General features: G+C 38.5%; 22 protein-coding genes. 1 reads left to right on the top strand and 21 read right to left on the bottom strand.

Annotated features, from left to right (window positions below):
* Positions 1-7: 7 nt before the first annotated feature.
* The 7 genes from tsaD to galE form a co-directional block, all read right to left on the bottom strand.
* On the bottom strand, positions 8-1,030 hold the full coding sequence (gene tsaD / locus AUF14_RS03120) for a tRNA (adenosine(37)-N6)-threonylcarbamoyltransferase complex transferase subunit TsaD (protein WP_016180694.1): 1,023 nt from the start codon (positions 1,028-1,030) through the stop codon (positions 8-10).
* On the bottom strand, positions 1,023-1,448 hold the full coding sequence (gene rimI, locus AUF14_RS03115) for a ribosomal protein S18-alanine N-acetyltransferase (RefSeq protein ID WP_016180693.1): 426 nt from the start codon (positions 1,446-1,448) through the stop codon (positions 1,023-1,025). The genes tsaD and rimI (AUF14_RS03115) overlap by 8 nt, the downstream gene beginning before the upstream one ends.
* Positions 1,449-1,997 (bottom strand): ribosomal protein S18-alanine N-acetyltransferase, encoded by a 549-nt coding sequence (gene rimI, locus AUF14_RS03110; protein WP_016180692.1) that lies wholly within the window; start codon positions 1,995-1,997, stop codon positions 1,449-1,451.
* Positions 1,981-2,688 carry a tRNA (adenosine(37)-N6)-threonylcarbamoyltransferase complex dimerization subunit type 1 TsaB gene (gene tsaB / locus AUF14_RS03105; RefSeq protein WP_016180691.1) on the bottom strand — a complete coding sequence of 236 codons (708 nt, stop codon included), beginning with the start codon at positions 2,686-2,688 and terminating at the stop codon, positions 1,981-1,983. The genes rimI (AUF14_RS03110) and tsaB overlap by 17 nt, the downstream gene beginning before the upstream one ends.
* Positions 2,689-2,889: 201 nt before the next feature.
* Positions 2,890-3,873, bottom strand: coding sequence for a LacI family DNA-binding transcriptional regulator (locus tag AUF14_RS03100; RefSeq protein ID WP_016180690.1), 984 nt, complete (start codon positions 3,871-3,873; stop codon positions 2,890-2,892).
* A gap of 12 nt (positions 3,874-3,885) precedes the next feature.
* On the bottom strand, positions 3,886-5,367 hold the full coding sequence (gene galT, locus AUF14_RS03095) for a UDP-glucose--hexose-1-phosphate uridylyltransferase (RefSeq protein WP_016180689.1): 1,482 nt from the start codon (positions 5,365-5,367) through the stop codon (positions 3,886-3,888).
* An 11-nt stretch (positions 5,368-5,378) separates the two neighbouring features.
* Positions 5,379-6,368 (bottom strand): UDP-glucose 4-epimerase GalE, encoded by a 990-nt coding sequence (gene galE / locus AUF14_RS03090; RefSeq protein ID WP_016180688.1) that lies wholly within the window; start codon positions 6,366-6,368, stop codon positions 5,379-5,381.
* 150 nt (positions 6,369-6,518) lie between these two features.
* On the opposite strand from galE, the gene AUF14_RS03085 reads away from it, so the two are divergent.
* Entirely contained in the window at positions 6,519-6,686 is a 168-nt protein-coding gene (locus AUF14_RS03085; protein WP_016180687.1) for a DUF3042 family protein, read from the top strand.
* 26 nt (positions 6,687-6,712) lie between these two features.
* Here the strand turns inward: AUF14_RS03085 and AUF14_RS03080 are convergent, their stop codons facing one another.
* The 14 genes from AUF14_RS03080 to AUF14_RS03015 form a co-directional block, all read right to left on the bottom strand.
* Complete coding sequence (locus AUF14_RS03080; RefSeq protein ID WP_016180686.1) at positions 6,713-8,479, bottom strand: FAD/NAD(P)-binding protein; 1,767 nt, start codon at positions 8,477-8,479, stop codon at positions 6,713-6,715.
* A 110-nt stretch (positions 8,480-8,589) separates the two neighbouring features.
* Entirely contained in the window at positions 8,590-9,405 is an 816-nt protein-coding gene (gene yidA, locus AUF14_RS03075; protein ID WP_016180685.1) for a sugar-phosphatase, read from the bottom strand.
* A gap of 302 nt (positions 9,406-9,707) precedes the next feature.
* On the bottom strand, positions 9,708-10,109 hold the full coding sequence (locus tag AUF14_RS03070) for a rhodanese-like domain-containing protein (protein ID WP_016180684.1): 402 nt from the start codon (positions 10,107-10,109) through the stop codon (positions 9,708-9,710).
* 26 nt (positions 10,110-10,135) lie between these two features.
* Positions 10,136-11,092 carry an ROK family glucokinase gene (locus AUF14_RS03065; protein WP_016180683.1) on the bottom strand — a complete coding sequence of 319 codons (957 nt, stop codon included), beginning with the start codon at positions 11,090-11,092 and terminating at the stop codon, positions 10,136-10,138.
* Position 11,093: 1 nt separating this feature from the next.
* Positions 11,094-11,300 (bottom strand): YqgQ family protein, encoded by a 207-nt coding sequence (locus AUF14_RS03060; protein WP_016180682.1) that lies wholly within the window; start codon positions 11,298-11,300, stop codon positions 11,094-11,096.
* Between the two features lie 286 nt (positions 11,301-11,586).
* The gene (locus tag AUF14_RS03055) at positions 11,587-11,787 is read right to left on the bottom strand and encodes a hypothetical protein (protein WP_040005624.1); all 201 of its coding nucleotides are present in this window, start codon (positions 11,785-11,787) and stop codon (positions 11,587-11,589) included.
* Positions 11,765-13,069 (bottom strand): IS91 family transposase, encoded by a 1,305-nt coding sequence (locus tag AUF14_RS03050; RefSeq protein ID WP_071879978.1) that lies wholly within the window; start codon positions 13,067-13,069, stop codon positions 11,765-11,767. The genes AUF14_RS03055 and AUF14_RS03050 overlap by 23 nt, the downstream gene beginning before the upstream one ends.
* Before the next feature lie 159 nt (positions 13,070-13,228).
* Complete coding sequence (locus AUF14_RS03045) at positions 13,229-13,429, bottom strand: hypothetical protein (RefSeq protein WP_040005624.1); 201 nt, start codon at positions 13,427-13,429, stop codon at positions 13,229-13,231.
* Complete coding sequence (locus tag AUF14_RS03040; RefSeq protein WP_071879978.1) at positions 13,407-14,711, bottom strand: IS91 family transposase; 1,305 nt, start codon at positions 14,709-14,711, stop codon at positions 13,407-13,409. Before AUF14_RS03040 ends, AUF14_RS03045 begins: the two co-directional genes overlap by 23 nt.
* 126 nt (positions 14,712-14,837) lie before the next feature.
* Positions 14,838-15,506, bottom strand: coding sequence for a rhomboid family intramembrane serine protease (locus tag AUF14_RS03035; RefSeq protein ID WP_016180679.1), 669 nt, complete (start codon positions 15,504-15,506; stop codon positions 14,838-14,840).
* A 33-nt stretch (positions 15,507-15,539) separates the two neighbouring features.
* Positions 15,540-16,079: a 5-formyltetrahydrofolate cyclo-ligase gene (locus AUF14_RS03030; RefSeq protein WP_016180678.1), complete on the bottom strand. Its 540-nt coding sequence runs from the start codon at positions 16,077-16,079 to the stop codon at positions 15,540-15,542.
* A gap of 58 nt (positions 16,080-16,137) precedes the next feature.
* Entirely contained in the window at positions 16,138-17,133 is a 996-nt protein-coding gene (locus AUF14_RS03025) for a GDSL-type esterase/lipase family protein (protein WP_016180677.1), read from the bottom strand.
* Positions 17,134-17,144: 11 nt separating this feature from the next.
* Positions 17,145-18,134 carry a FecCD family ABC transporter permease gene (locus AUF14_RS03020; protein ID WP_016180676.1) on the bottom strand — a complete coding sequence of 330 codons (990 nt, stop codon included), beginning with the start codon at positions 18,132-18,134 and terminating at the stop codon, positions 17,145-17,147.
* Positions 18,135-18,137: 3 nt separating this feature from the next.
* Positions 18,138-19,121, bottom strand: a complete 984-nt coding sequence (locus AUF14_RS03015; protein WP_049219942.1) for a FecCD family ABC transporter permease — start codon at positions 19,119-19,121, stop codon at positions 18,138-18,140.
* Position 19,122: the final 1 nt, after the last annotated feature.

Genomic DNA, 19,122 nt, shown 5'->3' with positions numbered 1-19,122 from the left:
CAAGGCGTTAGATGTGTTGGAATGCTAAACTTGGATTAGCATTTAAGTTCATTTCTGCAAAATGATGTTTTTGCAGCTCAATATGAGCCGCGGCTCCAATCATTGCTGCATTATCGCCGCATAAGCGTAGTGGCGGTACAATCAGTTTCATGGTAGGTAATTCCTCGCTAATTGCAAAGGACATTTTCTCCCGTAGCCCTTTATTAGCCGCAACACCGCCAGCAACGATCAATTGTTTAACTGGATACGTTTTGCACGCCTTAATTGTCTTTGTCACTAAAACCTCAACGACACTTGCTTGAAAGCTTGCTGCTAAATTTTTCTTATCTAATTTTTCTCCGCGTTGTTCAGCGTTATGAGTCAAGTTTATAAAAGCACTCTTCAACCCACTAAAACTAAAATCAAAATTATCTTCTTTGATCATGGCACGAGGAAAATCATACGTATCTTCTCCTTGGTGTGCCAATTCATCTATTTCTTTACCACTGGGATAGCTTAATCCCAATACACGCCCAACTTTATCATAGGCTTCACCAGCTGCATCATCACGAGTCTCACCGATAATCTCAAACGAGCCATCTTTTTCCATATAAACCAATTCAGTATGTCCGCCACTAACTAACAAAGCCATCAAGGGAAACTCTAATGGTTCAACTAGACGCGCTGCATAAATATGTCCTGCCATATGGTTGATTGGTAATAATGGAAGTCCATTGGCCCAGGCAAAAGCTTTGGCTGCACTCAAACCAATCAATAGAGCTCCCACAAGCCCTGGTCCATAGGTAACTGCTACAGCACTGAGATCTTTTGCTGTTACATTTGCTTCAATCAATGCTTCTTCGATACAAATAGTAATTTGTTCCACATGATGGCGGCTAGCCACTTCTGGAACAACCCCGCCAAAACGTTTATGACTTTTAATTTGCGAAGCAACAATATTGGATAGAATTTTTTCGCCATTTTCGATTACTGCCACACTCGTTTCATCACAGCTGCTTTCGATTGCCAAGATAAGTTCTTTTTCATTCATCTGCATTTCCTACTTTCAAAGACATCAGTACCGCATCTTCTTGAGGGTGCTGATAATATTTTTTTCGAATTCCAATTTCTTGAAAGCCGAACTTCTCATAAAAAAGACGCGCCTCTCGATTCGAAGCACGTACTTCTAGAAAAATACTCGCTATTTTCTGTGACTCTGCATAACGAATCAAGCGTTTCATTAGCTTTTTGCCATGTCCTTGACCCTTTATTTCAGAAGCGATATTCGTAATTTCGATTTCATCACATACTTGATGAAATCCCAGAAAAGCGATAATCTCTGTTTCTTCTGAGAAATAATGGCTATGAGATTGTCTCATATCGCTGACAAATTGACTGATCGTCCACGGAGAGTCAAAAGCATACGCAGTTTGGCTGATCTCCCAAAATCTTCTTGCTAACTCTTCCAACTATCCCACTTCCAAACGTTTAATCATGTCCAAAGCATCCTCGTTATTCTCAGTGTAATAATTTTTTCTAATATTCCGTGCAGAAAATCCCAATCGCCGATATAAACGCTGAGCATCGGTATTACTGAGACGTACTTCTAAGGAGAGTGTTTCACAATCGTTCATTATAGCGAAATTTTCGACTTCGTCAATCAATAGCTTACCAATCCCACGATTTTGAAATGCAGTTGCTACTGCTATATTGGTAATGTGGGTATCGTTACCAATCAAACGACTACCAATAAACCCCGCAATAGTTGATTGTCTCGTTACCATGCAGATATACAAATGAGGGATCGGCGAATGAATTTCTGAAAGAAATGCACTTTTAGTCCAAGGGGTTTCACCAAAATAAACATCACGCTCTAGAGCAATCAATTCTTTGATATCTTGGTCAATGATTTCTCTCAATAAAAATTCTTCATCGCCTAAAATCACGCTTTTAGCATTGAAAGGGTATTGTTTCCCATAAAGGATCGTTCTTACTAATCCGCTAAATTTTTTCAACATAGTTTTCGTCCTCTGGCTGATGATTCTCCAACCATTTTTCTTCTGCCTCCACTCGCTTCAAATATTCTGGTACCAATCCATGAACATTTTCAACAGGTTGCGCAAGAAAACCTAGATTTCCTAAAACAATACCATTAGGCAAGTTCAACTCATCCGCTTCAGAAACTTCCGCGGTTGGTATCGCAGACATGATTTGCTCATTAAACTTATAGGCCTCACCAACAAAATACGCTGGTTCTTTAATCTGCTTCAACAAATCGATTAACGCGATATGCTGATCAGCTAAAATATTAACTAGTCTATGATTTTCCCAGCGATATGCACTCGCGTAGACATTGTTACGACGAGCATCCATCATTGGGATAATTAATTTATCTGTATGTATGTTTCCAGCAATCACCGCCAAACTAGAAACTGTGGTCAATTCAATTTTCAGTGTTTCTGCTAAAGTTTTCGCGGTTGTTACAGCGATTCGGATACCCGTGTACGATCCTGGACCCTTGGCTACGACAATCCGGTCCAAATCAGCAGGCTCTAATCCGCTTGCCTGCATCACCGACTCGATCGCCGGCATTAAGGTCAAACTATGATTCATTTTTCGATTTAATTGAAAGTGAGCTAACAGCTTTTCATTTTCTAAAACTGCCACAGCTAATGTTTGATTGGATGTATCCATCGCTAATAATTTCATGAAATTTCATTTCCTCGCATTTAAGATAGCAATATTTTAACACAAACTATATTTGCTTTCCTACTAACTGTTCAAAGATTTCTGCTTTCCTTAAATTGACAGAAAAAAAGCCGAACAATCATCCACTATCATATTTGATAGGAAAATGATCATTCGGTTGCTAATTGAATTTTTTTCATGAAAATTTTACAGTTTTGAAAATTATTTTGTAGAATCTCGTTGAATCAATTTAGTTCCCAACGTAATTTTTCGTGGTACCGGAGAAACTTCTTTTGCTAACTCCAAAATTGTTGAGACAGCTAGTTCACCCATCCATTCAGTTTCAACTTTAACAGTTGATAAAGATGGAGATACATATTTCGCCACACTGACGTCATTGAAGCCAATCACAGAAATATCTTCGGGAATTTTCAATCCTGCTTCTTGAATCGCTTGCATCGCCCCCACAGCCAATGCATCACTGGAGGCGAACAATGCATTTGGATACTCTTTCGTTTCCATTAAAAATTTTGTCATCGCTGTTTTTCCAGCTTCCATTGAAAAAGCAGCCGTCAAAGTGAATTCCGGTCGATAGAGATTGATTTGTTCTAGCTTCGTTTTAAATGCATGCAATCGTGGATCTTCGATTGGCTGCAAGTTGTGTTTAGTTGCCTCTTTGCCAGAAAGTATCCCGATTTTTTGATGTCCTTGCTGAATAAAGTAATCAATCACTAAGTTCAAACTTTGGTCAAAGTCCACGACTATTGAATTTAAGCCCATATTCATCCCGTCAAAATCAACAAATAATAAATTATCATCAACTTTTCTTAACTGTCGTATTTGTTCGGCATCGAATTTGCCTAATGCGATTGTTCCGCTGACTTGAGTATCTGACAAATCATTTAGGGTTTCTCGGCGAATTTGGATGTTTAACTCTTCAGCTTTTTTCTCAATCCCTAAACGAATTGATAAATAATATAAATCTGCTAATTCCTCCGCTTCGTTGTACCATTGTACAAGACGGATCACAGATTTCACCGCCTTGTTAGCACGCTTATGTTTCGTGTAATTTAATTCCTCCGCCACTTCAAAAATGCGCTGCTTTGTTTCTTGGGCGACGGATAATTCTTGATCGTAATTCAGCACACGAGAAACTGTGGCAGGTGAGACACCTGCTAATTTTGCAATATCTCGAATAGTTGCCATCGCTGCCCCTTTCTACAAAGTTTTAATAAAGCGTGTAAATCCTTCTTGCCCTTCGACATCCCGTTTAAAAACTCCTGCATCTTCCAAAACGCGAGCAAAAACTGCTCCTACTGCTTTTTGGACAACTTGAGTTACATTTTCTTGTGTAATTTGAGCATCGGCTTTTAATTCCTCTGCCCATTTTAGGTGATAATCAGCAATATCATTTTTTTCAGCTAATAAGTATTTTTCAACTTCTTTTAACTCTGATTCTAGACGTGGAGGTAAAACAGCCAATCCCATCACTTCAATCAGTCCAATATTTTCCTTCTTAATATGTTGAACATCTGGATGAGGGTGAAAAATACCGTCAGGAAACTCTTCAGAGACATTGTTATCTCGTAAAACTAGATCCATTTCAAATAAATCGTCTTTTCGGCGAGCAATTGGCGTAATTGTATGATGAGGTGTGCCATCTGCAGTTTGAGCTACGATTTGCAATGCCTCGTCCGAATAATTTTGCCATTTTTCAAAAATTAATTGTGATGCTTCAATCAAATCTTCTTGATTTTTTCCTTGTAAACGAATCACAGACATTGGCCACTTAACAATACCGGCTTTGACATTTGGAAAATCTTTCAGCTCAAAATTTCGTTCAATCTCGGCCACAGCCATCGGAAAAGTATGTCGCCCACCTTGGTAATGATCATGAGAAAGAATAGACCCACCAACAATTGGCAAGTCCGCATTTGAGCCAACAAAATAATGCGGCAGGACTTCTATGATTTTTAACAGACGTCGAAAAGTTGCTTTTGTTATCTTCATTGGGCGATGTTCTTCCGATAAAATAATACAGTGCTCATTGTAATAAGCGTACGGTGAATATTGGAAGCCCCAGCTTTCGCCATCAAGATTCATTCGAATAATACGATGATTGGTCCGTGCAGGATAATTCATTCGTCCTTTGTATCCTTCGTTTTCCATACACAACATGCAATCTGGATAATTGACTTGCTTCAGTTGTCTTTCTGCGGCAATTTGCTTCGGATCCTTTTCTGGTTTTGATAAATTAATTGTAATTTCCAACTCACCGTATTCTGTTTTAGCAGGAAAAATAATATTACGAGCAATTTCTCGAGTTTTGATATAATCATTGTCTTTGCTTAACTTGAAGAAATAATCTGTCGCTTGGACAGGATCCTTTGAATAGTACTGAGCGAAATAAGCATTTACAACAGAGGGTGGTGGAGTCATCAAATCCATCAGTTGAGCTTCTAACATATCTCTTTCAGCCTGTAAATCCTTAATTACTTGATTCTTTTCTGCTTGAACTAAAAGTTGATCGACTAATTCAACTGCACTCTCTGATACTATGCGATTTTCGGCTTTTGATAAGGAGTTCTCCCCAATCATCGCAATAACCCGATTTTCTAAATATAAACGATCCATCTCCATCCAACCGCCTGATTGAATAGCTAAAGTAACAAAATCTTTTACCGTTTGACTGACTGACACGCTACTTCCTCCTAATCCTCATATCCATGCGGATGGCTTACGTGCCAGTTCCACGCTGTTTTGATAATTGTCTTAATATCCGTATATTCTGGTTCCCAGCCTAACGTCGCTTTCACTTTATCACTGGAGGCTACCAAACGGCTTGGGTCACCAGCGCGGCGCGGACCAATTTTTGCAGCGATTTCTTTTCCTGTAACTTCACGTGCCGCGTCCAGCATTTCTTTGACTGAGTATCCATTGTTTGAACCAAGATTGAAGAAATTACTTGGATTTCCAGCTTTTAAATACTCTAGAGCAAGGATATGCGCAGCAGCTAAATCCTCTACTTGAACGTAATCACGAATGCATGTGCCATCTGGTGTATCATAGTCATCACCAAAAATGGTTAGATGATCTCTTTGTCCTAGTGCTACTTGTAAAATAATCGGAACTAAATGGGTCTCAGGATCATGGTCTTCGCCGATCGTCGCATCCGCTTTTGCGCCAGCAACATTAAAATAACGCAACGCAACGTATCGCATACCATAGGCGTTATCGCACCACTTCATCATTTTTTCCATCATTAATTTACTTTCACCATATGGATTGGTTGGATTTGTTTGAATCTCTTCCGTAATTGGTGAAACTCCTGGCTCACCATATGTAGCCGCAGTAGAAGAAAAGACAATGTTCTTCACGTCAAACTCTTCCATGACTTCTAATAGGCTTTCCATTCCAACAACATTATTGTTGAAATATTTTAACGGTTTTTCAACCGATTCACCAACTAATGAGCTGGCTGCAAAATGCACAACTCCCTCGATCGATTCTTTCTTGAAGACATCCCGCATAAATGCCTTATCGCGACAATCCCCTTCATAAAATTTCGCTTCTGGATCTACGGCTTCACGATGACCCGTCAATAAATTATCGACTACGACGACATCGTAATTTTTTGAAATTAATTTATCAACCGTATGTGATCCAATATATCCTGCCCCGCCTAGAACTAAAATTGCCATTTAATCGACTCCCGTCTTTTCTGTTTTATTTAGTAAACAAATTATAGTTTGTTTACTAAATAAAAGCAAGTGAATTTTCCGTTCGTTAAACTTTCTATTTTTGCGTTTTTGCTTCATAATGAAGATATAAAGAGAAGGAGTGATGAAACGATGCGTAAATTTGCTTCAGGATTCGTTACTGGTACTTTAGCTGCTGCAGCAGTAGTTGCTGGTGTAGTGATGGGCGTGAAAAAGAAAGTCATCGACCCAATTGAAGAAAAAAAATCAAAAATCGATGAAAATCGTAAAAAAGCTCGTAGAAAACGAATTGCACGATAAAAAAAGAAAGCCGCGGCTTTCTTTTTTTATTGATAAAGTGCATTAACAATTTGATTTGCTAAATAAAATACCCGATCATCACTTTTCGGACGTGGTGAAGCAGCATTTAACCAATCCAAGCCTTCAAGTGGAATCCCATAGCAGAATATGTTCGATAATATATTTCCCTCTTGGTCAATCACCTGATGTGTTTTACGACTGACTTGCAATGCTCCAGTAGGATATTCTTTCCCTTCAATTTCTACTTGATGCGGAGTTATATAACCTTTTTTACGCATCTGAATCAACAAGGTATTCGTTGTGCGTTCGAAACTAGTCGCTGGCAAACGAGCTTCAATTAAGTTTTTACAGCTATATGACTGTTCGGGTGCCTTTTTGCTAAAAGCTAAGAAGGTGCCATCTTTTCTTTCAACAGTCATTTCAGGTGCAAGAAACTCAATAAAGCCAGCCTTGACCAAGGCTAACAACTGCTTTTGTCGAATCACTGGTGCACCAATCGTCAGAAAACTATAGTTACGATTGAAGCTTCCAAAAAAATCTTCAAAATATTCCTTCGGCGAAAATTTATCATGATCCAACATATAGTTAAAGGGGTTCTGGATTTCTTTATAGGTATCAATTGTTGCAGCCAAAGCACCGGTCAAATTTCCTAATTCTGCCTCGTTAATATCGTTTTTTAAATAGTTTTGAATAAATTCAGGAAACTCTCTTGGCAAAACATTTTTTGTGGGATCGAAAAGCGCATCCCAATCTAAACGGTCTTCAGCAGAAATTTGGTATTTTTGCAAAACTGTTTCTCGATCACCATCACGATATTCCTCTAAAAAATTATCTAAAACTACTTCGGACTCAGTCAATTTCTTTTGATAGAAAACTAACTCAGCTTCCTTTTTTAATAAATCAAACAATTCTTGCGCACTGCCAGAAAACCGCTCCATAAAAGCTTGGGTCAGAATCTGTGGCTGCGCGTCCTCTCCGGCTTTCTTCTGATTATTAGGTCGAGCATGGTAGGGTAATCCTCTGCCCGAACCGACTATCAAATGCTGTTCCCTGCCAGAAGCTTCATACTCCAAGCAACCCTTTTTATCAATGAAGCGGCCACTCCATTTAGCAACGAACAACGCAATATAATCAAAAAAGCTCAACCCCAATCCTCTAAGAATTACATCGCCTTCTACTAAATGATCCAGCTGAGTATCAGAAGGATTTCCCGGTCCTTGATAAAAAAGATTATTTTCTTTTGCATAGCTTTGATTTTCTGCTTCTTTTTCACTCAGATAGTTTCGTGAATGTCCTGTTGCTAAAATCACATCGGTCACTTGATAGATATGGGAAGCCTCAAGCACTATATTATTTTCTTCTATAGTCAGATCTACTACTTTTTCTTTCATTAATTCGACAGTGATGTTTTCTGGCAATCCTTTTTTTAATTCATCGAAAAACCAGCATTGATAGACACCGTAATAGCGACGCTGACAATAATCGTTTTCACCTAATTCGGTCTCTGAGAGAAACGTTTTTTCTAGATCAAAATCAGTTAAATACTTTAATGCTTCGTCTTGATTCCATTCTGCTAAATTCGGTCCTTCATCTTCAGAAAATAGAGTCACATGTTGCATTACAGTGTTCATGATAACCTGATCGCTTTGATTTTCACGCCAAATATTACCTCCCGGTCCATCTGGATCAAAAAGTAAAAGTTCAATCTTTTCATTTTGAGGAGCTTGTTTGATTAAGCGATCCAAAGCAATCAATCCATATGGGCCTGCTCCAATAACTGCAATTTTTTTCATACATATTCCCCATTTTTTCATTCATTTCTTTAAGAGTAGAGAAAATTTGAGGAATAAGCAATAAAAAAAAAAAAAGCTTCTGATGAATATTTCATCAAAAGCTCGTAGAACTATTTTAACACCCAGCGATCAAAAGCTTCTTTTACACCGTCTTCTAGATTGGTTGCAACAGTATAATCTGCAGCTGCTTTAATCGTTTCACTGGCATTGCCCATCGCTATTCCAGTTCCAGCAAATTCAATCATTGAAAGATCATTTTCTGCATCACCAATGGCCATCACTTCAGATTGTTTGATTCCCAAATGTTCACTCAACTCTTTCAGCGCTATCCCCTTACTAGCATTAGGATTTAATACTTCAAGAAAATATGGCGTACTGCGAACAAGTGTATATCTTTCAAAGTAGTCAGCTGGGATTTTTTTGAAGGCTTTGTTTAAAACCTCGGGATCGTCAATCATCATCATTTTAATCGGCAATACATTTTCTGCAGCAATTTCTTCCGGTGTTCGATAATGTAAAGGCATATTTACCAAATAGGATTCTAAAATCGTGTAAGGACTAATGTCACGATTAGATGTGTACATCTCCTTCTTATCTGCTAAATGTAGGTGAACGTTCAGCAAGCGTGCTAAATGATCAATCTCCAAATAATTTTCGCGAGTCAAGCCATGTTCAGCTACGATATCCCAAGTATTTGTATTCAGAACTAAAGCACCGTTATAAGTAATAATATAATCATCTATATTGTTTAGTCCCAAAACATCTAATTGCGCTCTTGTTCCTGATAATGGCCGCCCAGTGGACAAAACTACATAGACACCCGCTTCGCGCGCCTTCTTGATAGCGTCAACTACAGGCTGATTGATTTCATGATGATCGTTTAATAATGTGCCGTCCAAATCAATGGCAACTAATTTGATACTCATATATTTCTCCTAACTACTTCTAAATTTATTGCTGTAAATTAACTTGTTTAGGCTATCTAACTGTGGACATATTTCTTTCACTTATAAACTCAAGTGACTCAACAGTGTTTTGATTTTAACAGACAACGTAAAAAGTTCCAGCTTTCATAATAAGCGTAATTCGCTTTTCAGTCAATTTTGCTAAAGAGACATTGCAAGTTTTGTCGCCCTTATTCATAATCTGAATGGATATAACTATGTTAATTAATCATTTCTATTCTCACACAAAAAAACGGCCAGATATTTATCCAGCCGCTTTTTTATTAATCATTCTTTTTCTGTTTAACTTTTCCAGTCCATTCCTGCATGCCGCCTTTAAGAATGTATAAATCCTTGTACCCTTTTTTACGAAGCAGATTGGCTGCACGAGCGCTGACTGCCTTATTATGATCATAAATATAGATTGGTTGATCTTTCCGCAAAGAACTAAAGGTTTCTTTTAACATGCTAAACGGAAAACTACGAGCTCCCAAAATATGCTTTGCGTTGAACTCATCGCGTTCACGAACATCGATGACTTGAGCTTTCCGCATTCCTGCTTGAAACTCTTCTTGCGAAATAATTTTCGCGGAACGTCTCATCATGATCCGAACAAATAATTCATATAGACCAAATAAAACAATCACCGAAATTAATACAATATTTATCTTCCACCAAATTGACATACCTTGATTCCCCTCTTACCTTTTCTCTATTTTGCTAATGAAGCCGCCCCAATAACACCAGCTTCATTTCCTAATTCTGCTAATTTGATTGTAGTACTTTCTCGTACTTGTGGGAATGTAAATTCTTTGAAATAGTTCTCAATACGGCTGCGGAGAAATTCTCCCGCAGCAGAAACACCGCCACCAATGATAATTGTTGAAGGATTTAACGTATTCCCAAGATTTCCACAAGCTAATCCTAAATAGAAAGTTACTTTATCAACTACCATTAAGGCAAGATCATCATTTTCTTTTTCGGCCAATTCAAAAACATCTTTACTTGTGATATCTTCACCGTTATCCAAACGCGCTTTTAATTGTGAGCCGCCTGCATATTCCTCAGCCAATTGACGAGCAACGCGTACAACACCCGTCGCACTTGCAACTGTTTCTAAACAGCCACGCTTACCGCAGGTACATTCAAAACCATTAGGATCAACGGTGACATGTCCGATTTCACCAGCACAGCCAGCAATTCCGTGAAGTAGCTGACCGTTCATCACGATACCGCCGCCAACGCCAGTTCCTAGTGTCATAAAGACCACATCTGGTTCGTTGTCGCCAGCACCCTTCCAGCGTTCGCCTAAAGCAGCGACATTGGCATCGTTATCGATACTAAATTTGATTTTTGTTCCTTTTTCGATCTCACTTTTAACATGTTGCAAGGTCGTCCAGTTCAAATTGTAGGCGCCAATTACTGTTCCCGCCTCGATATCGACACTGCCGGGAGTACCCATGCCAATTCCGATAAACTGTTCTGGTGTCATACCATATAATGATAAATGATGATTAATAGAATCAATAATATCTGGAACGATATGTGAACCATCATCTAAAATATTTGTTTCAATACTCCATTTTTGCTGTATCTCCCCGGCTTCTGTCAAAATCGCAAATTTTACTGTTGTTCCGCCTAAGTCAATACCTAATAATTTTTTATCCACTCTAGTCACCTTCTCGACTTTCTTCAATGTGATGTTCCCGTTTTAAAATGCCCCAAGCCTGCAAATAAGTGTCTCGATCAATTACACGACTCTCATACAAATTTTTCAATTCGATTTGCATCAATTCGATATCGTAAATTCGTTTACCAACGTAAACATAAATACCAAATTGTTTTAGCAGTTGCTGCACATCATATAAACTTTCCATAAAAACACATCCCTAGTATTATACAGAAAAAAGAGCTCTTTTTATAGCCTAATTTCTATTTCCTAGCTTATTTTTTAATAAGTCATCTAGTCCACCATTCATTTTATAGCATTCTCTTAATAGTCGCAAATCAGTCATGAGGATTTCACCAGACCTGTGCAAACTTTAAAAAAACACCATGCAAAAAAATTGTTCTTTAATTGTAGACAAGCTTTTCTTCATAACGTCCATAAGAAAACCTCAGGAGAAAACCGCTCCTGAGGACTTTTTGTTTAGATAAATCATTTTATTGTCGATCACTGATTCTAAATTCGTATCCAAGTACGTTCTTATAGTATTCTGGATACATCTCTCCACCACATTTTTCGCAATCAAATTGCGGAGCGTTCTCAGGATCAAATGCAACATCTCCTGCATCCAAAAATTGAACTACTTCCTTTGGAATTTTTTCCTTTATCCCACATTCAAGACAAATGTAATGAACCACTCCATTGGAATCGAAGTTTTTTAAAAGCTGCTTCTTTTTCTTTTTCATACTTACGTTTCGATGCTTCTTCCCCAATTTTTTTATTCTCCTCTCGCATGAATCGTTCCGATTCTTTATTCTTCGCATATTTCACTACAAGTCGTCCATTTTTAGACACACTAACTCCACTAAATTCATAATATTCGCCACATCTAGTACATTCCAATGGATTTACTCCGAATTCTTCGGCTATTCGTTCACACCATGATTTTGGTTTAAGTGCTTTCTTCACATTCACAAGCATTCGTTGAATCTCTTTCTGGTAATTACTTAATACTTTTTTCATGATTGTCTTGATCCGCCGACTATAAATGCCGTATCTACGAATTGTTTTGAACTGGTTCTCTGGAATATGACGAATCAGTGCACCAATAAATTCCTCTGCCGACATCGTCTTTATCTTATCCGTGTTAGTTCGTTTATCATGATACTGAAACATCACTATTTTCCCATCGTACAAAAGGATACGATTTAAAGCAATGGGACCACGTTTCATATAACGACTGATATATTCTAATATCTTTTTGAGAGAAGTTCGGCTCCTTTTGGGTGCATGCACGTAAAAACCCTCTGCATTTTTCGTGTACGCCGCTTGTAAAAGCGGCTGGACTCGTGCCTTATCCCATTGGGATAAGGTTCTTCGAATGAGCTTTAGGACCGCATTCTGCCAATATTTCCTCAACATTGCGAACGGAAAATAGTCATAGTCCTTCCATTTTCCATCCTTCGTCAGTCCACCCATGGTGACGACTAAATGAACATGCGGATTGTATTCTAGCTGAGAACCGAAGGTGTGGAGTGTTGCCACAACCCCAGCTTGTATATGGTGCTTTCTAAAAAAATCTAATAGTATCCGTGCAGCTTCATCCATTAATCCTTTTAAAAGCTCCTTACGATACTTCTCCTTCAGAAAAATCTCACGTAAACCTTCATCGATCGTGAAGATGACGTGTCGATGCGTCACTGTAAACAGATCATTCGCCGCAACCTCTGCCCACCGTTGACTTTCCCCAGTTGCACAAGTTGGACAAAATTTCCCTTTACAACGAAAAGCCACTTTCTTTACATCATGGCATCCTTCACAGACAAATAGACGATAACCTTTTTTAAGGTCACCACAATCGCGAAACTTCTTCACTTCTCTTTTCACAACGGATCGAATCCTTCTTGTGTACCTTTGATTGAATTTCTCCCAGTTTTGATATTCATCAAAGAAAATGGCGTGTAAAATATTGGGTTTCATATCTCCAGTTTAATAGGAAAAAGACCAGATGAAAAGCGGTCAAAAGATTGATGTATCAATCCTTTGACCGCTTAAAATGTTATACTTCCTTTAATGTTAAGAAAACCTCAGGAGAAAACCGCTCCTGAGGACTTTTTGTTTAGATTTAGATAAATCATTTTATTGTCGATCACTGATTCTAAATTCGTATCCAAGTACGTTCTTATAGTATTCTGGATACATCTCTCCACCACATTTTTCGCAATCAAATTGCGGAGCGTTCTCAGGATCAAATGCAACATCTCCTGCATCCAAAAATTGAACTACTTCCTTTGGAATTTTTTCCTTTATCCCACATTCAAGACAAATGTAATGAACCACTCCATTGGAATCGAAGTTTTTTAAAAGCTGCTTCTTTTTCTTTTTCATACTTACGTTTCGATGCTTCTTCCCCAATTTTTTTATTCTCCTCTCGCATGAATCGTTCCGATTCTTTATTCTTCGCATATTTCACTACAAGTCGTCCATTTTTAGACACACTAACTCCACTAAATTCATAATATTCGCCACATCTAGTACATTCCAATGGATTTACTCCGAATTCTTCGGCTATTCGTTCACACCATGATTTTGGTTTAAGTGCTTTCTTCACATTCACAAGCATTCGTTGAATCTCTTTCTGGTAATTACTTAATACTTTTTTCATGATTGTCTTGATCCGCCGACTATAAATGCCGTATCTACGAATTGTTTTGAACTGGTTCTCTGGAATATGACGAATCAGTGCACCAATAAATTCCTCTGCCGACATCGTCTTTATCTTATCCGTGTTAGTTCGTTTATCATGATACTGAAACATCACTATTTTCCCATCGTACAAAAGGATACGATTTAAAGCAATGGGACCACGTTTCATATAACGACTGATATATTCTAATATCTTTTTGAGAGAAGTTCGGCTCCTTTTGGGTGCATGCACGTAAAAACCCTCTGCATTTTTCGTGTACGCCGCTTGTAAAAGCGGCTGGACTCGTGCCTTATCCCATTGGGATAAGGTTCTTCGAATGAGCTTTAGGACCGCATTCTGCCAATATTTCCTCAACATTGCGAACGGAAAATAGTCATAGTCCTTCCATTTTCCATCCTTCGTCAGTCCACCCATGGTGACGACTAAATGAACATGCGGATTGTATTCTAGCTGAGAACCGAAGGTGTGGAGTGTTGCCACAACCCCAGCTTGTATATGGTGCTTTCTAAAAAAATCTAATAGTATCCGTGCAGCTTCATCCATTAATCCTTTTAAAAGCTCCTTACGATACTTCTCCTTCAGAAAAATCTCACGTAAACCTTCATCGATCGTGAAGATGACGTGTCGATGCGTCACTGTAAACAGATCGTTCGCCGCAACCTCTGCCCACCGTTGACTTTCCCCAGTTGCACAAGTTGGACAAAATTTCCCTTTACAACGAAAAGCCACTTTCTTTACATCATGGCATCCTTCACAGACAAATAGACGATAACCTTTTTTAAGGTCACCACAATCGCGAAACTTCTTCACTTCTCTTTTCACAACGGATCGAATCCTTCTCGTGTACCTTTGATTGAATTTCTCCCAGTTTTGATATTCATCAAAGAAAATGGCGTGTAAAATATTGGGTTTCATATCTCCAGTTTAATAGGAAAAAGACCAGATGAAAAGCGGTCAAAAGATTGATGTATCAATCCTTTGACCGCTTAAAATGTTATACTTCCTTTAATGTTTAAAAAAAGCGAACTACATTCGTCCGCATTATTGATACATACTAAATTTTCTTAATCCAAAAAATACAAAAATGACCACCGCAAAAATGAAGAATAAAATGGAGGTAACTCGTCCACGAGTTGAAAAACGATCCTGTGAATATGGAACTGCTAGTGCCCAACCAGATAACGCCCCACCGATAATACCGCCTAAGTGCCCCCAGATATCAATCGTTGAATCAAACAGACCAAAAGCAAGATTCATCAAAATGAAAAGGGCAAATTGGCGTGTCAAGGCCTGAATCGCTCCATTATCACGATAATGCAACCCGACTACTAAAAAGGCTCCGAACAACCCAAAAATTGCTGTACTTGCCCCGCCGGATAATGTCGTAGGCTGATTGAATGCAAAACTAGCAAAATTTCCCATGATGCCGCTTAATAAGTAGATTATTGCAAAACGCCAATGACCAAAAATAGCTTCACATTGTTGTCCCATATAATACAGAACCACGCCATTCAAGGCAAAATGCATCAACCCAAAATGAATAAACATAGGCGTGATAAAGCGCCAATATTGTTGCTGCCAAATGATTGATGGTGCAAACATTCCTAATTGATTCTCGATCGATAGTCCCGGTAGTAAATACTGCATCAGAAATACGATCGTATTAATCGCAAAAAACGTATACATCACATAAGGTCTATCTTTTCTCATATATCTACCTCTCTCATTTTTCGTCTTTTTTTGTTACATTGAAAGAAACAATTGCTGGACTGGTTGATCAAAATCTTCTACCTGCCAGGCTTCCATTAATTGTTCAACAAAAACCAGACTGCAGGTTTTTCCTTTGTAATTTGCCAAATAGCGATCATAGTAGCCACCACCAAAACCGACACGATATCCTGCACGATTAAATGCTAATCCTGGAACAATCAATAAATCTAACTCATTAGATCTTGCAATGTCTTCCGTTTCAGGTTCAGCCACGCCAAATCTTGTTGTGTAAAATACCGTATCCGTGTCTACCCAATGGAAAATCATCTCTCCTTTAGGCAGCGACTTAGGAACAGCGACTTTTTTTCCCGTCTCAAAAGCACGTTGAATCACCGATGAAGTTGGAAACTCAAACTGAGTTGACATTGTAACACCAATGCTGGTAGCTTCTTTCCAAGCATTACTTTGAAATAATTTCTCAAGAACGCATTCAACTTGATTCATTCGCTCTTTGCTATCAGCCAATTTTTGCAAACGAGCAATCGCACGTTTTCTAAGTTTCTCTTTCTCCATACATATTCACCTTCTTATCTAAAAATACTAACAAAATCGAACCAAAATAAAAAGAGGATTACTCCCCTTTAACAAAATCACTAGAAATTTGACGCGCGATAGCTAATCCAGCGACTGCATTGAAGTGCAAATGATCACCGCTATCAAATAATGAATATAAATGTCCAGAAGCTTCCCCCACAATCTTAGAAAAATCCCAAACTTGTCGATAATTATCGAGCAACCACTGATTTATTTCTTTACGCAGGTTCTCTTTTGTTTGATTCATTCCAGGATAGCCCAAACACGGTGTTAATGTACACAATTGGTAGTCTACCCCACTGACGTTGCAAAGATGAATCATTTCTCTGATTCCTGTTTTGAAAGTCTCCAGTGTAAGTTCACCGTTGATTAGGTCATTCACGCCAAGAGATAAAAGAACTTTGCTAACATTGCTATGGCTAAGCAAACACTCTTCCAATCGACGTAATCCACCAAAACCATAAAAAAGATTTTGTTTCTCAGTGTTCGCGTTATCACTGCTTGGCTTCAATAAGCAGCTACCATTTATCCCTTGATTAACTAAATAAGTATTTTGCTTCCGCAGGTTTCTTTGCAATGGCGTTGTCCAAGTAGCGCCTTCAGTTAAGGAATCCCCCAAAGCAATAATACATTTTCCATCGAGCTCTGCCTCAATCGCTAATAATCCTGAACAAAAATCGATTTTTTTCGATTCTGGCAAAAAATCAGCATCATTATAGGCAAAGCCGCTTTCAATTGAAGTAATATGAAAAGTGAGCTGCCATGTTCTCGCACTAGGATCAATCAAAATAGATTTTGTCTTGAAAAGTTCATTTGGAGCAAGCGAAAAGTCAGAAATAAACTGACAACATTTATCCGTTTTTACTGATAAATTTTGAACCTTCTGTGTTTGCTGACCATATTCATTTGCAAATACCAAACGAATTTTCTTAACTGGGGCAATTTGCTTCAACGTTAGATTGATCACTCCTTCTGCTATACTGTGCTGAGCGATTCCTCGTTGTGCATGACTCCATATCGTAGTCCAAACCATCCAATCTCTCCTCATCTTTCATTACTTTTTTTTAGAAGCTTTAAAATGAAGTATGGAGCGCCTATCAAAGACACAATAATTCCCGCCGCCATTTCACCATCTGGGAGAATAATCCTAGCCAAAACATCGCTAAATAGTAACAAAATACCACCAATCATAGCAGTCATCAGCAACGTTTGATTATTTTTTCGTTTAACGGACTGTTGAGCAATATGAGAGGCGATTAATCCAATAAAACTGATACTGCCAGCAATCGAAACACTAACAGCTGCTAAACAAACTGCACAAATTAAAAAGAACAACTGTGTTCGTTTCAATTTCACTCCCAGGCCAACGGCTATCTCATCTCCTAACTCCAAAACCTCCAAAGAACGTCCCTTTAATAATAGCAAAGGCACTATACAAATGATCCAAGGAATCAGAAGTAAAACATGCCGCCAAGTCGTTCCCCAAATCGTTCCTGCCAGCCAAGCTGTTACGAATTGATAATTATCTTTAGAAACTCGTATAGTGCCTATCAATGTTAAGGCCGAAATACCAGCATTTACTGCAATACCCGCTAAAAGCAGTCGATTGGGAGTAATACGCTTTGATTGACGCCCAAAATAATAAACCAATCCTGTCGCTGCAAAACTACCAGCACAAGCAATCAGTGGTAAAAACCAGCTGGTTTCGCCTGATGCAAAAAAGCCTAAATAAATGAGAACTATTAAACCAGCACCAGCATTAATTCCCAAAATTCCTGGGTCAGCCAAATCATTGTGTGTGATTGTTTGAAATAAATAACCCGATACTGCTAAACCCATACCTGCTAATATCGACACTAGCATTCGAGGAAATCTAAAATCAAAAACAATTAATTGTTGTGCAGTCGTAGCAGTTCGATGAAAAACTTGCAACAGTTCGGATATTGTTAATGGAATCGTCCCTACCGTAAGACTGAGTATCATCCCAATAATCAGTAAAAGAAGCACTATCAGCCAACTAATTTTTTTCTTCATAAGCTATAAGCTTCCCTTCCTAATTTGTAAAAGTAAAAACGGTACTCCAATAATCGTAATAATTACTCCAGTCGGTGTTTCTAAAGGTGGTGCGATTAAACGGGAAGCAATATCAGCTATAACGAAAAATAGGGCACCAAATAAGCCGGAAGCAGGAATGACATAACGATAATCATGTCCGACAAAAAAACGAACGACATGAGGAACTATCAACCCAATGAAACCGATTGTTCCAACTAAAGCTACAGAACTCCCTGCTAATAGTAAAACAAGTAACATGCTTAGTTGTCGAATCCGACTGGGATTTTTCCCCAACGAAATTGCTGTTTCATCTCCTAAACTCAGTAACGTAATTTGTGGGCTGATTAAACATGTACCAATAACACCCACTACAATTACTGGAGTGATTACCTGCAATTGATTCCAAGTAAGATTAGACGTTCCTCCCACAAACCAAAAGGTCATATCTTGATTCAGATCAAAAAGCAAACTGATACTTTGGCTTATAGCTGTAAAAAAAGAACTCAAAGCAGCACCCAATAAAATAATTCGGACTGGAGATAATCCAAATGAGATTTTAGTTGAAACTAGATAAATCAAAAACAGCGAGACCGAGGCTCCGATAAATGAACCTAGCACTCCCATAGTTGGTGAAGGATTTGTATTGAAAGCAAAAACCAAGGCAAGACCTAGACCTGCTCCTGAATTGATTCCTAATAACCCAGAGTCAGCGATTGGATTTGAAGTGATTCCTTGGATCAATGCTCCAGAAATAGCAAAGGCCGCTCCAACCGAAATAGCTCCTAACATACGCGGCAGACGCAGATATCGAATCAATTGTTCCCCCTGATTATTCGAATCAAAGTGCAGTAAAGCCTGAGTGACATCTGACCACTTGCTGGTAACCGCTCCATAGCGCAGGGAAAAAAACATAGCTACTAATAGTAACAGAAAAACAATCGGAAAAAAGTATTTTCGTTTTGCCATT

Source organism: Enterococcus avium (genome assembly GCF_002891025.1).
Taxonomy (GTDB): domain Bacteria; phylum Bacillota; class Bacilli; order Lactobacillales; family Enterococcaceae; genus Enterococcus_A; species Enterococcus_A avium.
The sequence above is the reverse complement of the archived record's forward strand: the minus strand, read 5'-3'. Positions and strand labels throughout refer to the sequence as shown.

Bases quoted from the DNA above. Each gene is read 5' to 3' on its own strand.
- tsaB (WP_016180691.1), bottom strand. From the start codon at position 2,688: ATGAAATTATTAGCGATGGATACATCCAATCAAACATTAGCTGTGGCA.
- AUF14_RS03060 (WP_016180682.1), bottom strand. From the start codon at position 11,300: ATGGAAAGTTTATATGATGTGCAGCAACTGCTAAAACAATTTGGTATT.
- AUF14_RS03085 (WP_016180687.1), top strand. From the start codon at position 6,519: ATGCGTAAATTTGCTTCAGGATTCGTTACTGGTACTTTAGCTGCTGCA.
- AUF14_RS03020 (WP_016180676.1), bottom strand. From the start codon at position 18,134: ATGAAGAAAAAAATTAGTTGGCTGATAGTGCTTCTTTTACTGATTATT.
- yidA (WP_016180685.1), bottom strand. From the start codon at position 9,405: ATGAGTATCAAATTAGTTGCCATTGATTTGGACGGCACATTATTAAAC.
- AUF14_RS03015 (WP_049219942.1), bottom strand. From the start codon at position 19,121: ATGGCAAAACGAAAATACTTTTTTCCGATTGTTTTTCTGTTACTATTA.
- AUF14_RS03040 (WP_071879978.1), bottom strand. From the start codon at position 14,711: ATGAAACCCAATATTTTACACGCCATTTTCTTTGATGAATATCAAAAC.
- galE (WP_016180688.1), bottom strand. From the start codon at position 6,368: ATGGCAATTTTAGTTCTAGGCGGGGCAGGATATATTGGATCACATACG.
- AUF14_RS03070 (WP_016180684.1), bottom strand. From the start codon at position 10,109: ATGTCAATTTGGTGGAAGATAAATATTGTATTAATTTCGGTGATTGTT.
- AUF14_RS03035 (WP_016180679.1), bottom strand. From the start codon at position 15,506: ATGAGAAAAGATAGACCTTATGTGATGTATACGTTTTTTGCGATTAAT.
- AUF14_RS03030 (WP_016180678.1), bottom strand. From the start codon at position 16,079: ATGGAGAAAGAGAAACTTAGAAAACGTGCGATTGCTCGTTTGCAAAAA.
- rimI (WP_016180692.1), bottom strand. From the start codon at position 1,997: ATGTTGAAAAAATTTAGCGGATTAGTAAGAACGATCCTTTATGGGAAA.
- AUF14_RS03080 (WP_016180686.1), bottom strand. From the start codon at position 8,479: ATGAAAAAAATTGCAGTTATTGGAGCAGGCCCATATGGATTGATTGCT.
- AUF14_RS03050 (WP_071879978.1), bottom strand. From the start codon at position 13,069: ATGAAACCCAATATTTTACACGCCATTTTCTTTGATGAATATCAAAAC.
- AUF14_RS03025 (WP_016180677.1), bottom strand. From the start codon at position 17,133: ATGGTTTGGACTACGATATGGAGTCATGCACAACGAGGAATCGCTCAG.
- tsaD (WP_016180694.1), bottom strand. From the start codon at position 1,030: ATGAATGAAAAAGAACTTATCTTGGCAATCGAAAGCAGCTGTGATGAA.
- AUF14_RS03100 (WP_016180690.1), bottom strand. From the start codon at position 3,873: ATGGCAACTATTCGAGATATTGCAAAATTAGCAGGTGTCTCACCTGCC.